At 62.4% G+C, this 17,346-nt stretch carries 12 protein-coding genes; 10 read left to right on the top strand and 2 right to left on the bottom strand.

The window, feature by feature from the left end; genetic code table 11:
* Positions 1-88: 88 nt before the first annotated feature.
* Positions 89-2,533, top strand: coding sequence for a penicillin-binding protein 1A (locus DTP52_RS04535; protein ID WP_178082464.1), 2,445 nt, complete (start codon positions 89-91; stop codon positions 2,531-2,533).
* A gap of 296 nt (positions 2,534-2,829) precedes the next feature.
* Here the strand turns inward: DTP52_RS04535 and DTP52_RS04530 are convergent, their stop codons facing one another.
* Entirely contained in the window at positions 2,830-4,098 is a 1,269-nt protein-coding gene (locus tag DTP52_RS04530; RefSeq protein ID WP_109752035.1) for a malic enzyme-like NAD(P)-binding protein, read from the bottom strand.
* A 303-nt stretch (positions 4,099-4,401) separates the two neighbouring features.
* The gene (rpmE, locus tag DTP52_RS04525) at positions 4,402-4,626 is read right to left on the bottom strand and encodes a 50S ribosomal protein L31 (RefSeq protein WP_003196965.1); all 225 of its coding nucleotides are present in this window, start codon (positions 4,624-4,626) and stop codon (positions 4,402-4,404) included.
* A 207-nt stretch (positions 4,627-4,833) separates the two neighbouring features.
* Between rpmE and DTP52_RS04520 the strand changes: the two genes are divergently transcribed.
* The 9 genes from DTP52_RS04520 (at position 4,834) to phaC (DTP52_RS04470) (ending at position 17,303) form a co-directional block, all read left to right on the top strand.
* The gene (locus DTP52_RS04520) at positions 4,834-7,053 is read left to right on the top strand and encodes a primosomal protein N' (protein ID WP_109752034.1); all 2,220 of its coding nucleotides are present in this window, start codon (positions 4,834-4,836) and stop codon (positions 7,051-7,053) included.
* 210 nt (positions 7,054-7,263) lie between these two features.
* Positions 7,264-9,000 carry an arginine--tRNA ligase gene (gene argS, locus DTP52_RS04515; RefSeq protein ID WP_109752033.1) on the top strand — a complete coding sequence of 579 codons (1,737 nt, stop codon included), beginning with the start codon at positions 7,264-7,266 and terminating at the stop codon, positions 8,998-9,000.
* Between the two features lies 1 nt (position 9,001).
* Positions 9,002-9,697: an SPOR domain-containing protein gene (locus tag DTP52_RS04510; RefSeq protein WP_003196959.1), complete on the top strand. Its 696-nt coding sequence runs from the start codon at positions 9,002-9,004 to the stop codon at positions 9,695-9,697.
* 266 nt (positions 9,698-9,963) lie between these two features.
* On the top strand, positions 9,964-10,494 hold the full coding sequence (gene hslV / locus DTP52_RS04505) for an ATP-dependent protease subunit HslV (RefSeq protein ID WP_003196958.1): 531 nt from the start codon (positions 9,964-9,966) through the stop codon (positions 10,492-10,494).
* Between the two features lie 50 nt (positions 10,495-10,544).
* Positions 10,545-11,882 (top strand): ATP-dependent protease ATPase subunit HslU, encoded by a 1,338-nt coding sequence (gene hslU, locus DTP52_RS04500; RefSeq protein WP_109752032.1) that lies wholly within the window; start codon positions 10,545-10,547, stop codon positions 11,880-11,882.
* A 195-nt stretch (positions 11,883-12,077) separates the two neighbouring features.
* Positions 12,078-12,455: a gamma-butyrobetaine hydroxylase-like domain-containing protein gene (locus DTP52_RS04490; protein WP_109752031.1), complete on the top strand. Its 378-nt coding sequence runs from the start codon at positions 12,078-12,080 to the stop codon at positions 12,453-12,455.
* 278 nt (positions 12,456-12,733) lie between these two features.
* Positions 12,734-14,413 (top strand): class II poly(R)-hydroxyalkanoic acid synthase, encoded by a 1,680-nt coding sequence (gene phaC, locus DTP52_RS04485; RefSeq protein ID WP_109752030.1) that lies wholly within the window; start codon positions 12,734-12,736, stop codon positions 14,411-14,413.
* A 240-nt stretch (positions 14,414-14,653) separates the two neighbouring features.
* Positions 14,654-15,508 (top strand): poly(3-hydroxyalkanoate) depolymerase, encoded by an 855-nt coding sequence (phaZ, locus tag DTP52_RS04475; RefSeq protein WP_109752028.1) that lies wholly within the window; start codon positions 14,654-14,656, stop codon positions 15,506-15,508.
* Between the two features lie 112 nt (positions 15,509-15,620).
* The gene (phaC, locus tag DTP52_RS04470) at positions 15,621-17,303 is read left to right on the top strand and encodes a class II poly(R)-hydroxyalkanoic acid synthase (RefSeq protein WP_109752027.1); all 1,683 of its coding nucleotides are present in this window, start codon (positions 15,621-15,623) and stop codon (positions 17,301-17,303) included.
* The last annotated feature ends 43 nt before the right edge of the window (positions 17,304-17,346 follow it).

Here is a 17,346-nt window from a genome sequence, read left to right as displayed (position 1 = left end):
CAGCGTTTTTTTCGCTTTGTTGCAAGCACGGGTCCATCCCTGCACCTGGCGCCTTTTTCATTCTTTGCCTGGATATCCAAAAGCCTTGATTCGTCTGCTGAAATTTTTCGGATGGTCCATCGTCGCCGTTTTCTGCGGACTGCTCTTGGGCCTGAGCGGTGCCTTCCTTTACCTTAGTCCGGGATTGCCGTCCGTGGAGGCGCTGAGAAGTATTCAGTTGCAGATTCCTCTGCGGGTGTACAGCAGCGATAACAAGCTGATCGCCGAATTTGGCGAAATGCGCCGCACACCGATCCGTTTCGCCGACATTCCCCCCAATTTCATCAATGCGTTACTAAGTGCTGAAGACGATAACTTCGCCAACCACTATGGCGTCGATCCCGGCAGCCTGATGCGCGCCGCCAGCCAGTTGGTCAAGAGCGGGCACATCCAGTCCGGCGGTAGCACCATCACCATGCAGGTGGCCAAGAACTTCTTCCTGACCAGCGAGCGCAGCTTCTCGCGCAAGACCACCGAGATCCTCCTGGCCCTGCAAATCGAGCGACAGCTGACCAAGGATGAAATCCTCGAGCTGTACGTGAACAAGATTTACCTGGGCAACCGCGCCTACGGCATCGAGGCGGCCGCACAGGTGTACTACGGCAAGTCGATCCGCGATGTGAGCCTGGCGCAGATGGCGATGATCGCCGGCCTGCCCAAGGCACCGTCACGCTTCAACCCGCTGGCCAACCCGGCGCGCAGCAAGGAGCGTCGCGACTGGATCCTGGGGCGCATGTACAAGCTCGGCAAGATCAGCGAGGCCGACTACACCGCAGCGATCAATGAACCGCTGAACGCCAGCTATCACGTACCGACCCCGGAAGTGAACGCCCCGTATATCGCCGAGATGGCCCGTGCCGAGATGGTCGGGCGCTATGGCAGCGACGCTTATACCGAAGGTTTCCGCGTGACCACCACGGTACCGAGCAACTTGCAGGAAATGGCCAACACCGCCCTGCACGAGGGCCTGATGACCTACGACCAGCGCCACGGCTACCGCGGCCCTGAATCGCGCCTGCCGGGCAAGACCAAGGAAGCCTGGGCCCTGGAGTTGACCAAGCAACGCACCATCAGCAGCCTGGAGCCGGCGATCGTCACCTCGGTGGACAAGGACGGCATCAAGGTGCTGACCCGCAACGGCGAGCTGGAAGAGCATGTGGCCTGGGACACCATGAAATGGGCACGTCCGTTCCTCAATACCAACAGCATGGGCGCCAACCCACGACAGCCATCCGACGTGGCCCAGGTCGGCGACCTGATCCGCGTCCAGCGCCAGGCGGACAACACACTCAAGTTCAGCCAGATCCCGGCCGCCCAGGGCGCGCTGGTGTCCCTCGACCCGCAGGACGGTGCCATCCGTTCGCTGGTGGGTGGTTTCGCCTTCGAGCAGAGCAACTACAACCGGGCGTTGCAGGCCAAGCGCCAGCCGGGCTCGAGCTTCAAGCCGTTCGTCTACAGCGCCGCCCTGGATAACGGCTACACCGCCGCCAGCCTGGTGAACGATGCGCCGATCGTGTTCGTCGATGAGTACCTGGACAAGGTCTGGCGGCCGAAGAACGATACCAATACATTCCTCGGCCCGATTCGCCTGCGTGAGGCGCTGTACAAATCCCGCAACCTGGTATCGATCCGCCTGTTGCAGGCACTGGGCGTGGACCGCACCATCGACTACATCAGCAAGTTCGGCTTCAACAAGCAGGACTTACCGCGCAACCTGTCCCTGGCCCTGGGCACCGCGACCCTGACGCCGATGGAAATCGCCACGGGCTGGAGTACGTTCGCCAACGGCGGGTACAAGATCACCCCGTACATCATCGACAAGATCGAAAGCCGCAACGGCGAGACGCTGTTCGTTGCCAACCCGCCACGCGTGCCCACGGGCGAGCAGGCCAGCGATGGCCTCGCCGCGCCGTCCACCGAGACGTTCACGGTCAATGCGACGCCGGGCGAAGCCACAACAGCGCCAGGCCTGCCGCAAGCGCCCGCCGTCGCGGAGCGCATTATCGATGGCCGCACCACCTATATCCTCAACAGCATGCTCCAGGACGTGATCAAGCTCGGCACCGGTCGCCGCGCACTGGCCCTGGGCCGCACCGACCTGGCGGGCAAGACCGGTACCACCAACGAATCCAAGGACGCCTGGTTCTCCGGCTACAACGCCGATTACGTGACCACCGTCTGGACCGGTTTCGACCAGCCCGAAAGCCTGGGCCGCCGTGAGTTCGGTGGCACCGTGGCGCTGCCGATCTGGATGAGCTACATGGGTGCCGCCCTCAAGGACAAACCGCCTCACACCCAGCCGGAACCGGAAGGCATCCTCAGCCTGCGGGTCGACCCGGTCAGTGGTCGCGCAGCCACGCCAGGTACCCCGGGCGCGTACTTCGAACTGTTCAAGAGCGAAGACACGCCACCGTCGGTCAACGAGCTGGGCAACGGCGCTGCGCCGGGCAGCCCGCTGCCGGCGGACGAGGCGGCGCCGATCGATCTGTTCTGACCGCCCCCCCCAAAGCCCCGCCTTCGGAAGAAGTGCGGGGCTTTTTTTTGCAGGCTATCTCGTGGCGAGGGGATTTATCCCCGCAGGGCTGCGCAGCAGCCCAAAAACCAGGCAGCACGGAACAACAGATGAACCGGCGCCAGCCGGATTACGACTGCTGTGCAGCCGAGCGGGGATTTATCCCCTCGCCACGGGTTCTGACTTCTGGAAAGATTTCTGACCACCCACAACCCCACAGGCAATAAAAAACCCCGACTCACAGGAGCCGGGGTTTTTCGTTGAAGCGCTACAACGGCTTAGCCGTTGAACACGTCATCCACGCTCTTGAGCGGGTAGTTCTTCGGATACGGCAGGGTCGCCACGCCAGTCTCGATGGCGGCCTTGGCCACGGCGTCGGAGATCAGGGTGATCAGGCGGGCGTCCATTGGTTTCGGAATGATGTACTCACGACCGAACTCCAGCTTGATACCGCCGTAGGCGTCGCACACTTCCTGTGGCACCGGCAGCTTGGCCAGTTCGCGCAGGGCGTTGGCGGCCGCGACTTTCATTTCTTCGTTGATGCGCTTGGCGCGAACGTCCAGGGCACCGCGGAAGATGAACGGGAAGCCCAGTACGTTGTTGACCTGGTTCGGGTAGTCCGAACGGCCGGTGGCCATGATCACGTCGCTGCGGGTAGCGTGAGCCAGCTCCGGGGAGATTTCCGGATCCGGGTTCGAGCAGGCGAACACGATCGGGTTCGGCGCCATGCGCAGCAGGTTTTCCGGGCTCAGCAGGTTCGGACCCGACAGACCGACGAATACGTCGGCACCGTCCAGCGCGTCCGCCAGGGAGCGCTTGTCGGTCGCGTGGGCGAACACGGCCTTGTACTGGTTCAGGTCGTCACGGCCGGAGTGGATCACGCCGGTACGGTCGACCATGAAGATGTTTTCGATCTTGGCGCCCATGCTCACCAGCAACTTCATGCAGGAGATGGCCGCGGCGCCGGCACCCAGGCAGACGATCTTGGCTTCCGGCAGGGTTTTGCCAGCGATTTCCAGGGCGTTGATCATGCCGGCCGCGGTGACGATGGCGGTGCCGTGCTGGTCATCGTGGAATACCGGGATGTCGCACTGTTCGATCAGGGCGCGCTCGATCTCGAAGCACTCAGGTGCCTTGATGTCTTCCAGGTTGATGCCGCCGAAGGTGATGGAGATACGCTTGACGGTGTCGATGAAGGCTTGCGGGCTCTCGGAGTCGACTTCGATGTCGAATACGTCGATACCGGCGAAGCGCTTGAACAGCACACCCTTGCCTTCCATGACCGGCTTGGAGGCCAATGGGCCGAGGTTACCCAGGCCGAGAATCGCGGTGCCATCGGAAATGACTGCAACCAGGTTGCCTTTACCGGTGTATTTGTAGGCCAGTTCAGGGTCGCGAGCGATTTCGCGTACTGGTTCGGCTACGCCGGGGCTGTAGGCCAGCGACAAGTCGCGAGCAGTAGCGGTGGCCTTGGTGAGCTCGACACTCAGCTTCCCTGGACGAGGATTAGCGTGATATTCGAGAGCGGCAGTTTTCAGATCAGACATGTGGGCATTCCGCTTTTTACTGTGTTGGACAGACGGACCGCCGAGGATACGCGCCTCGTAAAATCCCCACAAGACTGACCAGTCACTACTGTCAAGCGCCCTGCCCTACGACTTTGGGCCAAGAGCCATGAAACACAAGGGCTACATGCATACAATCAGATAGAAAAATGTCTACAATTTTTAATCAAGCCCTCTCGCGCAGCCCGATACCTTGCTTTATCGCAGGCACAAAAAAGGCGTCCACAAGGGACGCCTTCTTTATCAATCTGGAAGGGTCGAGACGACCTTCCAAAATGATCAGCCTCAGGCTTTTGGAGTAACTTTGCCGAAAGCACCGAAACGATCGGCGAACTTCTGAACGCGGCCGCCGGTATCCAGAGTCTTTTGCTTACCGGTGTAGAACGGGTGGCATTCGTTGCAAACGTCGATCGCCAGGGCTTTGCCGTAGGTCGAACGCGTTTCGAACTTGTTGCCGCAGCTGCAGGTTACGGCAATTACTGGGTATTCCGGATGGATATCGGTTTTCATGCTGTTTTCCTCAGGCTAGCGTGCCGCCACCCAACACTATTGTTGAATACCGCACGTAAATAGGCCGCGGATTCTACCAGACAACGTCAATCACGCAAGCTATGACTTGCACCAACCGTCTGCTAGGCTCCCCGCCTCATGCGCAAGCTCTTCCACAAGGGTTGTGCCAAGCCTTCTGAATTTGTCTGTATATCGAGACCCTCCCGCGTGCCCGACGCCATCCTGCGCCTCGCCCTGCCTTCGCCCCTGCGCCGCCTGTTCGACTACCGCGCCCCGGCCGGGGTCCTGCGCGCCCAGTTGCAACCAGGCATGCGCCTGCGGGTACCGTTCGGCCGCCGGGAGATGATCGGGATCCTGGTTGAGGTCACCGATCACAGCGAAGTGCCGGCCGACAAGCTCAAACCGGCCCTGGCCCTGCTCGATGCCACGCCACCCTTGCCGGCGTCGCTGTTCAAGCTGTGCCTGTGGACCTCCCAGTATTACCAGCACAGCCTCGGCGATACCTTGAGCTGGGCGCTGCCGGTACTGCTGCGCCAGGGCGAACTGGCCGAGGCGCGCCAGGAGCGGTTCTGGTCGGTGGCCCCGGGAGCCTCGCTGGACGATCCGCGCATCGCCCGTGCCCCGCGCCAGCGCGAAGCCCTGGCGACCCTGGCCCAACATCCCCACGGTGTGGCCCATCAATTGCTGAGCAAACTGATGCTCAGCAAGGACAGCCTCGACCTGCTGCTGGCCAAGGACCTGGTCCAGGTGGAGATCCGCAGGCACGCTCCCGGCGCCCGCCATGAACATTGGCTGGCCCAGCCGGAACTGCCGCTCAACGCCGAACAACGGGCCGCTTGCGAAGCGATCCGGGCCGGCTTCGACAGTTATCACGCCTTTCTGCTGGCGGGCGTCACCGGCAGCGGCAAGACCGAAGTTTATCTACAGCTGATCCGCCAGACCCTGGAAGCCGGCAAACAGGCTCTGGTGCTGATTCCGGAAATCAACCTCGGCCCGCAAACCCTGGCGCGCTTCGAACAACGCTTCAACGCCCGGATCGCCCTGGTGCACTCGGCGGTCAACGACCGCGAACGCCTGGAAGCCTGGCTGGCCGCCCGCGATGGCGAGGCCGACATCATCATCGGCACCCGTTCGGCCCTGTTCACGCCGATGAAAAACCCCGGCCTGATCATCATCGACGAAGAACACGACGGCTCCTATAAACAGCAGGAAGGCCTGCGCTACCACGCCCGCGACCTGGCGCTGGTGCGCGCGCGCCAGGAAAACATCCCCATTGTCCTGGGCTCGGCGACGCCGTCCCTGGAAAGCCTGCACAACGCCTATACCGGCCGCTACGGCCTGCTGCGCCTGAACGAACGGGCCGGCGGCGCCAAGCAGCCGCGCTTCCTGCGCCTGGATGTGAAAAGCCGTCCGCTGGACAGCGGTATTTCCGGGCCGATGCAGCAAGCCATCGGCCAGACCCTGGCCGCCGGGCAGCAGGTCCTGGTGTTTCTCAATCGCCGCGGGTTTGCCCCGACCCTGTTGTGCCATGACTGTGGCTGGATGTCCGGTTGCGAACGCTGCGACGCGCGGATGACCGTGCATCAGCGCCACGGCGAACTGCGTTGCCACCATTGCGGCCACGTCGAGCGCGTGCCAAGGCACTGCCCACAGTGCGGCAAAGTGGATTTGCGCCCGGTCGGCGCCGGCACCGAACGCGCCGAAGAACGGCTGGGCATCCTGTTCCCCGATTACCCGGTATTGCGGGTGGATCGCGACAGCACCTCGCGCAAGGACGCGATGAACCAGTTGTTCGCCACGATCCAGAAGGGCCAGCCGTGCATCCTGGTGGGCACGCAGATGCTCGCCAAGGGGCACCACTTTCCCCGGGTCACGCTGGTGTCGATCCTCGACGCCGATGGCGGCCTGTTCTCCGGTGACTTCCGCGCCAGCGAGCGCATGGCGCAGTTGATCGTCCAGGTCGCGGGGCGGGCCGGACGGGCCGAGGAGCCGGGCAAAGTGATTATCCAGACGCACCTGGCCGATCACCCGTTGTTGATCCAACTGACCGAACAAGGTTATTTCGCCTTCGCCGAACAGGCCTTGAGCGAACGGCGCAGCGCTGGTCTGCCGCCGTTTGCCCACCTGGCATTGCTGCGGGCCGAAGCCCACAAGCCGGGGCAGGCCGAAGCATTCCTCGACGAGGCCTGCAGCGAGGCAGAACGCTTGCTGGCAGAGCAGAGCCTCACCGGCATCGAACTGTTGGGCCCGGTACCGGCACCGATGGAACGGCGGGCCGGGCGCTATCGCGCGCAGCTTTTATTGCAAGCCAATGCCCGGGCGCCACTGCATCGTCTGCTGAGTGCCTGGCTGCTGGTGCTGGAACAAATGCCCAGCGGGCGAGCGGTGCGCTGGTCGCTGGATGTGGATCCGGTGGATTTGTATTGACCCAGGCATCGTCATCGCGAGCAGGCTCGCTCCCACATGGGAATGCAATTTTCTGTGGGAGCGAGCCTGCTCGCGATGAGGCCCGAATAATCACCACACATCCCCAACCGACCCGCTACAGTTGGCAAGCCCGCCTTCGCCACGGATAATGCCCAGTTTTTCCACCAGCGCATCGAAGCGCCGCCGCGCCTGCGGTTGAAAGAGAAGACCATGAAAGACACCATTCGCCAGCTCATCCAGCAAGCCATCGCCCAACTCGTCGCTGAAGGTGTGCTGCCAGAAGGCCTGTCGCCGGCGATTCAGGTCGAAAACACCCGCGACAAGACCCACGGCGACTTCGCCAGCAACATCGCGATGATGCTCGCCAAGCCGGCCGGCATGAAACCGCGGGACCTGGCGGAAAAAATCATCGCCGCGCTACCGGCCGACGAAAATGTCAGCAAGGCGGACATTGCCGGACCCGGCTTCATCAATTTCTTCCAGAACACCCAGGCCCTGGCTTCGCGCCTGGACGCGGCCCTGGCCGACGTGCGCCTCGGCGTGCGCAAGGCCGGCCCGTTGCAGCGCACCGTGGTCGACCTCTCGGCGCCCAACCTTGCCAAGGAAATGCACGTCGGCCACCTGCGCTCGACCATCATCGGCGACGGCGTGGCCCGGGTCCTGGAGTTTCTTGGCGACACCGTGATCCGCCAGAACCACGTCGGCGACTGGGGCACCCAGTTCGGCATGCTGATGGCCTACCTGCAGGAAAACCCCATCACCAGCGACGAACTGTCGGACCTGGAGAACTTCTACCGCGCCGCCAAGCAACGCTTCGACGAGTCGCCCGAGTTCGCCGACCGTGCCCGTGGCCTGGTGGTCAAGCTGCAGGCCGGCGATGCCGAGTGCCTGGCGCTGTGGAGCAAGTTCAAGGACATCTCCCTGTCCCACTGCCAGAAAATCTACGAACTGCTGAACGTCAAATTGACCATGGCCGACGTGATGGGCGAAAGCGCCTACAACGACGACCTGATCAATGTAGTCAATGACCTCAAGGCCAAGGGCATGCTGGTGGAAAGCAACGGCGCCCAGTGTGTATTCCTCGACCAATTCAAGACCGCCGATGGCGAGCCGCTGCCGGTGATCATCGTCAAGGCCGACGGTGGCTACCTCTACGCCACCACTGACCTGGCGGCCGTGCGCTACCGCAACGGCGTGCTCAAGGCCGATCGAGTGCTGTACTTCGTCGACCAGCGCCAGGCCCTGCACTTCCAGCAGGTGTTCGAAGTCGCGCGCCAGGCCGGTTTCGTGACCCGTCCAATGGAAATGGAGCACATGGGCTTCGGCACCATGAACGGCGCCGACGGTCGTCCGTTCAAGACCCGTGACGGCGGCACGGTGAAGTTGATCGACCTGCTGACCGAAGCTCAGGAGCGCGCCTACATCCTGGTCAAGGGCAAGAACCCGGACCTGGCCGAAGACGAACTGCGCAAGATCGCCAAGGTCGTGGGCATCGACGCGGTGAAATACGCCGACCTGTCCAAGCATCGCACCAGCGACTACAGCTTCAACTTCGACCTGATGCTCAACTTCGAAGGCAACACCGCGCCGTACCTGCTGTACGCCTACACCCGCGTGGCCGGGGTGTTCCGCAAGCTCGGCAAAAGCTTCAGCGAAGTGGACGGCCAGATCGTGCTTGAAGCCGCCCAGGAACAGGAGCTGGCGGCGAAACTGGCGCAGTTCGGTGAAGTGCTGAACAACGTCGCCGACAAGGGCACACCGCACATCCTGTGCGCCTACCTGTACGATGTGGCCGGCCTGTTCTCCAGCTTCTACGAGAACTGCCCGATCCTCAATGCGCAAACCCCAGAGCAAATGCAGAGTCGCCTGCGCCTCGCCGCGCTGACCGGTCGTACGCTCAAGCAAGGCCTGGAGCTGCTGGGCCTGGAAACCCTGGAGCGCATGTAAGTTGGCCGCCAAGAAAAAACCTGCACCCAAGCGCGGCGCCAGTCGTTACCAGCCTCCAGCCAAGAAACCGATTCCGGGCTGGTTGTGGATGGCCATCGGCCTGACCGTCGGCGCTTTCATTGTGTTCCTGATGAAGCTGGAGCCGGGCCAGGGCGATGACGTCAAGCGCGTCCGGCAGGAGCAGCAGAAAGCCACGCGCATCGCCGAGGCCAACAAGACCCCGCCGAGTCCGACGCAACCGGTGAAGCCGAAATACGACTTCTACACCTTGCTGCCGGAATCGGAAGTCATCGTGCCGCCCGATGCCGTGCCGGAGAAAACCCTGCCGACACCGCAAGTGCCCACTACACCGGTGACCCCGGCCGAAGCGGCGAAAATCGACACCGCTCGCGCCCAGGCAGCCCTGGCCGGCATCACGCCGCCACCGGCCCCGCCGGTGCAGAAAGCCGCGCCGGTGACCAAGTTCTTCCTCCAGGCCGGATCGTTCCGCAAGGAGGCCGACGCCGACAAGGTCCGGGCGCAGATCATTCTGCTGGGCCAGTCCGTGTCAGTGGAGTCCGGCACCGTCAAGGACGAAACCTGGTACCGGGTATTGGTCGGCCCGTTCAGCAACCGCGAAGAACTGACCAAGGCCCAGAAACAACTGGCCGGCAGCGGTTTCAGCAACCTGTTGTTACAACAACGCCAGAGCCGCTGATTTCTGCTGAAAACACCCGGTGCTGTGGGGCTTTTGTGGCGAGGGAGCTTGCTCCCGCTGGGCTGCGTAGCAGCCCCAAAAGCTTGGGACCGCTGCGCGCTCCAGCGGGAGCAAGCTCCCTCGCCACAGTGAATGCCTTTGCCACAAACTTGATTGCCCCCAGGGCGCCGCTCGTCCCCTCTCCCTCCCCGCAGTTGAAAAACCCCGCGCCACCCCCATATGAGTTCCATCCGGGCATTTTCGCCCCGCTGCGTGGAGACTCTCCCTTGACCACCATCGTTTCAGTCCGCCGTCATGGCAAAGTCGTCATGGGCGGTGACGGCCAGGTTTCACTGGGCAACACCGTGATGAAAGGCAACGCGAAGAAAGTCCGCCGCCTGTATCACGGCGAGGTCATCGCCGGTTTTGCCGGTGCCACTGCCGACGCCTTCACGTTGTTCGAACGTTTCGAAGGCCAGCTGGAAAAACACCAGGGCCATCTGGTCCGTGCCGCCGTGGAACTGGCCAAGGAATGGCGCACCGACCGCTCTCTGAGCCGCCTCGAAGCCATGCTCGCGGTCGCCAACAAGGACGCCTCCCTGATCATCACCGGCAACGGCGATGTCGTTGAGCCCGAGGACGGCCTGATCGCCATGGGTTCCGGCGGCGCCTACGCCCAGGCGGCGGCCAGCGCGCTGCTGAAAAAAACCGACCTGTCGGCCCGTGAGATCGTCGAGACTGCCTTGGGCATCGCCGGCGACATCTGCGTCTTCACCAATCACACCCAGACCATTGAGGAGCAGGACCTCGCCGAATAAGCCTGCCACTTGCGCACCGGCTCATTCATGCTTGAGGACCGCCAATTACTATGTCCATGACTCCCCGCGAAATCGTCCACGAACTCAATCGCCATATCATCGGCCAGGACGATGCCAAGCGCGCCGTCGCCATTGCCCTGCGCAATCGCTGGCGGCGGATGCAGTTGCCCGAAGAGCTGCGCGTCGAGGTGACCCCCAAGAACATCCTGATGATCGGCCCGACCGGTGTCGGTAAAACCGAAATCGCCCGGCGCCTGGCCAAACTCGCCAACGCGCCGTTCATCAAGGTCGAGGCCACCAAGTTCACCGAAGTCGGCTATGTCGGCCGCGACGTCGAGTCGATCATCCGTGACTTGGCCGATGCCGCCATCAAGCTGCTGCGCGAACAGGAAATCACCAAGGTTCGCCACCGCGCCGAAGACGCCGCCGAAGAGCGCATCCTCGACGCCCTGCTGCCACCGGCGCGCATGGGCTTCAACGCCGACTCTGCCGCAACCCAGGACTCCAACACCCGCCAGCTGTTCCGCAAGCGCCTGCGCGAAGGCCAGCTGGATGACAAGGAAATCGAGATCGAAGTCGCCGAAATGGCCGGCGTCGACATTTCCGCGCCACCGGGCATGGAAGAAATGACCAACCAGTTGCAGAGCCTGTTCGCCAACATGGGCAAGGGCAAGAAAAAGAGCCGCAAGCTCAAGGTCAAGGAGGCGCTGAAACTGGTGCGCGATGAAGAGGCCAGTCGCCTGGTCAACGAAGAAGAGTTGAAGGCCAAGGCGCTGGAAGCGGTCGAGCAACACGGCATCGTGTTCATCGACGAAATCGACAAGGTCGCCAAGCGCGGCAATGTCGGCGGCGCCGATGTGTCCCGCGAGGGTGTACAACGCGACCTGCTGCCGCTGATCGAAGGCTGCACGGTCAACACCAAGCTGGGCATGGTCAAGACTGACCACATCCTGTTCATCGCTTCCGGTGCCTTCCACCTGAGCAAGCCGAGCGACCTGGTGCCGGAGCTACAGGGTCGCCTGCCGATCCGTGTCGAGCTCAAGGCGCTGACGCCGGAAGACTTCGAGCGCATCCTGAGCGAGCCTCACGCGTCCTTGACCGAACAGTATTGCGCACTGCTCAAGACCGAAGGCCTGAACATCGAGTTCACGCCGGAAGGCATCAAGCGCCTCGCGCAGATCGCCTGGCAGGTCAACGAAAAGACCGAGAACATCGGTGCCCGTCGCCTGCACACGCTGCTCGAACGCCTGCTGGAGGAAGTCTCGTTCAGCGCCGGCGACCTGGCCAGTGCCCATAATGAAGCGCCGATCCTGATCGACGCCGAGTACGTCAACAGCCACCTGGGTGAACTGGCGCAGAACGAAGACCTGTCGCGGTATATCCTGTAAGTAGCAATTACAGGCGAACGCAGACCTGTGGGAGCGGGCTGTGTGGGAGCAAAGCTTGCTCGCGATCCAGGCGCTGCGGTCCTCAAGAGACCGCGGCGTTTTCATCGCGGGCAAGCCTTGCTCCCACACAGCCCGCTCCCACATTGACTGTGTCGTTTTATAGATCAAGGCTCCTTCAGAGACGGATCACAGGCCATGACCAAACTCCCCACCGCCATCAACCTGCACAAAGCCTCCAGGACCCTGACGCTCAAGTACGCGCCAGACGAGGAGTACCACCTGCCCGCCGAATTCCTGCGAGTGCACTCGCCTTCCGCCGAGGTCCAGGGCCATGGCAAACCCATCCTGCAATACGGCAAGCTCAACGTCGGCCTGACCAAGGTCGAACCGGCCGGCCAGTACGCACTGAAACTGACCTTTGACGACGGCCACGACAGCGGACTGTTCACTTGGGATTATCTCTATCAGTTGGCGGTGCGCCAGCAAGACCTGTGGAACGATTATCTTGGCGAACTCAAGGCCGCCGGAAAAACCCGCGATCCGAACGAGTCCGTCGTCAAGCTGATGCTCTAGCTCAAGGGCTGGCGCTTTAGGGGGATTTTTCTAGACTCATCTGCTTGAATGCCCGCGCAGCAACGTCAATGACTGGCCTGCTTGCGAAAAAAATTAAACTCGGGTAACCAATGGAGCTGGCAAGTTACCTGCAAAGGAACCGACGAGTTCCTGGCATACGTTTCCTCATTGGCCCTCGATGCGGAATTAATGGTCACCCGAGCAGCGTACCTGGTATTGGCTGTGTGGCTTCATGGCACGATACGGGTACTCGTCTGAAGGACAATGGAGCGTCGTAGATGAGCAACAAGAACAACGATGACCTGAAGTACCAGGCCTCGGAAAATACCCTGGGGTTGAATCCCGTCGTCGGCTTGCGCAGGAAAGACCTGCTGGCCTCTGCCCGCATGGTGCTGACCCAGGCCATCAAGCAACCGCTGCACAGCGTCAAGCACGTCGCTCATTTCGGCGTCGAACTCAAGAATGTCCTGTTCGGCAGATCCGAACTGCAACCGGCCGGTGACGACCGTCGCTTCGTCGACCCGGCGTGGAGCCAGAACCCGCTCTACAAACGTTACCTGCAAACCTACCTGGCGTGGCGCAAGGAGCTGCACGCCTGGATCGACGACAGCAACCTCTCGCCGGCGGACATCAGCCGCGGGCACTTCGTGATCAACCTGATGACCGAAGCCATGGCGCCGACCAACTCGGCGGCCAACCCGGCGGCGGTCAAGCGCTTCTTCGAAACCGGCGGCAAGAGCCTGCTGGACGGCCTGTCCCACCTGGCCAAGGATCTGGTGCACAACGGCGGGATGCCGAGCCAGGTCAACATGGGTGCGTTCGAGGTCGGCAAGAGCCTGGGCGTGACCGAAGGCGCCGTAGTGTTTCGCAACGACGTGCTGGAGCTGATCCAGTACCGGCCCATCACCGAGCAGGTCCACGAGCGACCGCTGCTGGTGGTGCCACCACAGATCAACAAGTTCTACGTTTTCGACCTGAGCCCGGACAAGAGCCTGGCGCGCTTCTGCCTGCGCAGCAACGTGCAGACCTTCATCGTCAGTTGGCGCAACCCCACCAAGGAGCAGCGCGAGTGGGGCCTGTCGACCTACATCGAGGCACTCAAGGAAGCGGTGGACGTGGTCACGGCCATCACCGGCAGCAAGGACGTGAACATGCTCGGGGCCTGCTCGGGCGGCATCACCTGCACCGCGCTGCTGGGCCATTACGCCGCCCTCGGCGAGAAAAAGGTCAACGCCCTGACCTTGCTGGTGAGTGTGCTCGACACCACCCTGGACACCGACGTGGCGCTGTTCGTCGACGAGCAGACCCTGGAAGCGGCCAAGCGCCACTCCTACCAGGCCGGCGTACTCGAGGGCCGCGACATGGCCAAGGTGTTCGCCTGGATGCGCCCCAACGACCTGATCTGGAACTACTGGGTCAACAACTACCTGTTGGGCAACGAACCGCCGGTGTTCGACATCCTGTTCTGGAACAACGACACCACGAGGCTGCCGGCGGCGTTCCACGGCGACCTCATCGAAATGTTCAAGAACAACCCACTGATCCGTCCCAATGCACTGGAAGTGTGCGGCACGCCCATCGACCTCAAGCAGGTCACCGCCGACATCTTCTCCCTGGCCGGCACCAACGACCACATCACACCGTGGAAGTCCTGCTACAAGTCGGCGCAGTTGTTTGGCGGCAAGGTGGAGTTCGTGCTGTCGAGCAGCGGCCATATCCAGAGCATCCTCAACCCGCCAGGCAACCCCAAGTCACGCTACATGACCGGCGAGGACATGCCGGCCAAGGCCGAGGACTGGCAGGAAAACTCCACCAAGCACACCGATTCCTGGTGGCTGCACTGGCAGGCCTGGCAGGCCGAGCGCTCGGGCAAACTGAAAAAAGCCCCTACCGTGCTGGGCAACAAGGCCTACCCGGCCGGTGAAGCGGCGCCTGGCACCTATGTGCATGAGCGGTAACGGATGCAACTCGTCTGCTGCGGGAGTGGGCTTGCTCACGAAAGCACTCCGGCAGCCGACATTGATGTTGAATGCTGGGCCGTCTTCGCGAGCAAGCCCGCTCCCACATTTGGATCACTGCGAACTTAAAACCCATGTTCACACCGCTCCATGTGGGAGCGGGCTTGCTCGCGAAGGCAGCGACTCGGTCTGACAGATCGAACACAGGTAAACCGAGACATGACCCATAGGGCTTGAAGCATGCCGCAACCGTACATCTTCCGTACCGTCGATCTGGATGGCCAGACCTTGCGCACCGCGGTACGTCCCGGCAAGCCTCACTTGACGCCCCTGCTGATTTTCAACGGCATCGGCGCCAACCTCGAGCTGGTGTTCCCGTTCATCCAGGCCCTGGACCCGGACCTGGAGGTCATCGCCTTTGACGTGCCCGGTGTCGGCGGCTCATCGACGCCCAACCGGCCGTATCGCTTTCCCGGGCTGGCAAAACTCACTGCGCGGATGCTCGATTACCTGGACTACGGGCAGGTCAACGTGATCGGCGTGTCCTGGGGGGGCGCCCTGGCCCAGCAGTTCGCCTATGACTACCCGGAGCGCTGCAAGAAGCTGGTCCTGGCGGCCACGGCGGCTGGGGCGGTGATGGTGCCGGGCAAACCGAAGGTGCTGTGGATGATGGCCAGCCCTCGGCGCTATGTTCAACCGTCCCACGTGATGCGTATCGCACCGCTGATCTACGGTGGCTCGTTCCGCCGCGACCCGAGCCTGGCGGCCAGCCATGCGGCCAAGGTTCGTTCGGCGGGCAAGCTTGGGTATTACTGGCAACTGTTCGCCGGTCTGGGCTGGACCAGCATCCACTGGCTGCACAAGATCCACCAGCCGACCCTGGTGCTGGCCGGCGACGACGACCCGCTGATTCCACTGATCAACATGCGCATGCTGGCCTGGCGCATTCCCAATGCCCAATTGCACATCATCGATGACGGCCACCTGTTCCTGATCACCCGGGCCGAGGCGGTGGCACCGATCATCATGAAATTCCTGGAGGAAGAACGTCAGCGTGCAGTGATGCATCCGCATCCCTCGCCGCTGGGCGGCTGAAACCGCCCATTAGCGCCTGGCAGGACGCCGGACCGCGCAACGACCCGAAACAGCGACTATGTTGTCTGGTTCGGTGTGTTTGTTTTTAGCCTGATGACGAAGGAGTTGACTCATGCGCGACAAACCGGCGAAGAGTTCCATGCCCGCCCCTGCCAGCTTCATCAACGCACAAAGTGCAGTCACCGGCTTGCGTGGCAGAGACCTGCTGTCCACCTTGCGCAGCGTGGCCGCACATGGCTTGCGCAACCCGGTGCACAGTGCCCGGCATGCGTTGAAGCTGGGCGGTCAACTGGGCCGTGTGCTGCTGGGCGAGACCCTGCACCCCACCAACCCCAACGACCAGCGTTTCGCCGACCCCACCTGGCAGCTCAATCCGTTCTACCGCCGCAGCCTGCAGGCCTACCTGAGCTGGCAGAAACAGGTCACGAGCTGGATCGACGAAAGCACCATGAGCCAGGATGACCGCGCCCGCGCCCACTTCGCCTTCGCCCTGCTCAACGATGCCGTGTCGCCGTCCAATACCTTGCTCAACCCACTGGCGGTCAAGGAACTGTTCAACTCCGGCGGCGCCAGCCTGGTTCGAGGTATCAGCCACCTGGTAGACGACCTGCTGCACAACGACGGCTTGCCGCGCCAAACCACGCCCCACGCCTTTGAAGTCGGCAAGACCCTGGCGACCACACCCGGAGCGGTGGTGTTTCGCAACGAATTGCTCGAGCTGATCCAGTACCGGCCCATGAGCGAAAAACAGTACGCCAAGCCCTTGCTGATCGTGCCGCCGCAGATCAACAAGTTCTACATTTTCGACCTGAGCCCTTCCAACAGCTTCGTTCAGTACGCCCTGAAAAACGGTTTGCAGGTCTTCATCATCAGTTGGCGCAACCCGGATGTACGCCACCGCGAATGGGGCCTGTCCAGTTATGTCGAGGCTGCGGAGGAGGCCATGAATGTCTGCCGGGCGATCACCGGCGCCCGCGAGGTCAACCTGATGGGTGCCTGCGCCGGGGGCATGACCATCGCCGCCCTGCAAGGCCACCTGCAAGCCAAGCGCCAGCTACGCCGGGTCGCCAGCGCCACGTATCTGGTGAGCCTGCTGGACAGCCAGATCGACAGCCCGGCCACGTTGTTCATCGACGAACAGACCCTCGAAGCCGCCAAGCGCCGCTCCTACCAGAAGGGCATCCTCGATGGTCGCGACATGGCCCGGGTATTCGCCTGGATGCGCCCCAACGATCTGATCTGGACCTACTTCATCAACAACTACCTGCTGGGCAAGGAGCCGCCGGCCTTCGACATCCTCTACTGGAATAACGATTGCACCCGGCTGCCGGCGGCTTACCACGGTGACCTGCTGGACTTCTTCAAGCACAACCCACTGACCCATCCCGGCGGCCTGGAAGTGTGCGGCACGCCAATCGACCTGCAGAAAGTGACGGTGGACAGTTTCAGCGTGGGTGGCATCAACGACCACATCACGCCCTGGGACGCGGTGTACCGCTCGACGCTGTTGCTCGGTGGCGAAAAACGCTTCGTGCTTTCCAACAGCGGCCATGTCCAGAGCATCCTCAACCCACCGGGCAACCCCAAGGCCAATTACATCGAAAGCGCGAAACTGAGCAGCGACCCACGGGCCTGGTACTACGACGCCAAGCACGTCGAAGGCAGTTGGTGGACCCAGTGGCTGGGCTGGATCCAGGAGCGCTCCGGCGCCCAACACGAAACCCAGATGACCTTGGGCAACGCGAACTACCCGCCTCTGGACGCAGCCCCGGGGACCTATGTTCGCGTGCGCTGAAGGCCCCACTCCACGGCCAGGTTATTGGCCGTGGCACGACTTG

Source organism: Pseudomonas sp. 43mfcvi1.1, assembly GCF_900115935.1.
Taxonomy (GTDB): Bacteria; Pseudomonadota; Gammaproteobacteria; order Pseudomonadales; family Pseudomonadaceae; genus Aquipseudomonas; species Aquipseudomonas bijieensis.
Note: the sequence above shows the minus strand (reverse complement) of the source record. Positions and strands in the feature narration are given on the sequence as shown.

What these genes read in the sequence shown, in the direction of transcription:
- DTP52_RS04530 (WP_109752035.1), bottom strand. Translation starts at nt 4,098, where the DNA reads ATGTCTGATCTGAAAACTGCCGCTCTCGAATATCACGCTAATCCTCGT.
- rpmE (WP_003196965.1), bottom strand. Translation starts at nt 4,626, where the DNA reads ATGAAAACCGATATCCATCCGGAATACCCAGTAATTGCCGTAACCTGC.
- argS (WP_109752033.1), top strand. Translation starts at nt 7,264, where the DNA reads ATGAAAGACACCATTCGCCAGCTCATCCAGCAAGCCATCGCCCAACTC.
- hslU (WP_109752032.1), top strand. Translation starts at nt 10,545, where the DNA reads ATGTCCATGACTCCCCGCGAAATCGTCCACGAACTCAATCGCCATATC.
- DTP52_RS04490 (WP_109752031.1), top strand. Translation starts at nt 12,078, where the DNA reads ATGACCAAACTCCCCACCGCCATCAACCTGCACAAAGCCTCCAGGACC.
- phaC (WP_109752030.1), top strand. Translation starts at nt 12,734, where the DNA reads ATGAGCAACAAGAACAACGATGACCTGAAGTACCAGGCCTCGGAAAAT.
- phaZ (WP_109752028.1), top strand. Translation starts at nt 14,654, where the DNA reads ATGCCGCAACCGTACATCTTCCGTACCGTCGATCTGGATGGCCAGACC.
- phaC (WP_109752027.1), top strand. Translation starts at nt 15,621, where the DNA reads ATGCGCGACAAACCGGCGAAGAGTTCCATGCCCGCCCCTGCCAGCTTC.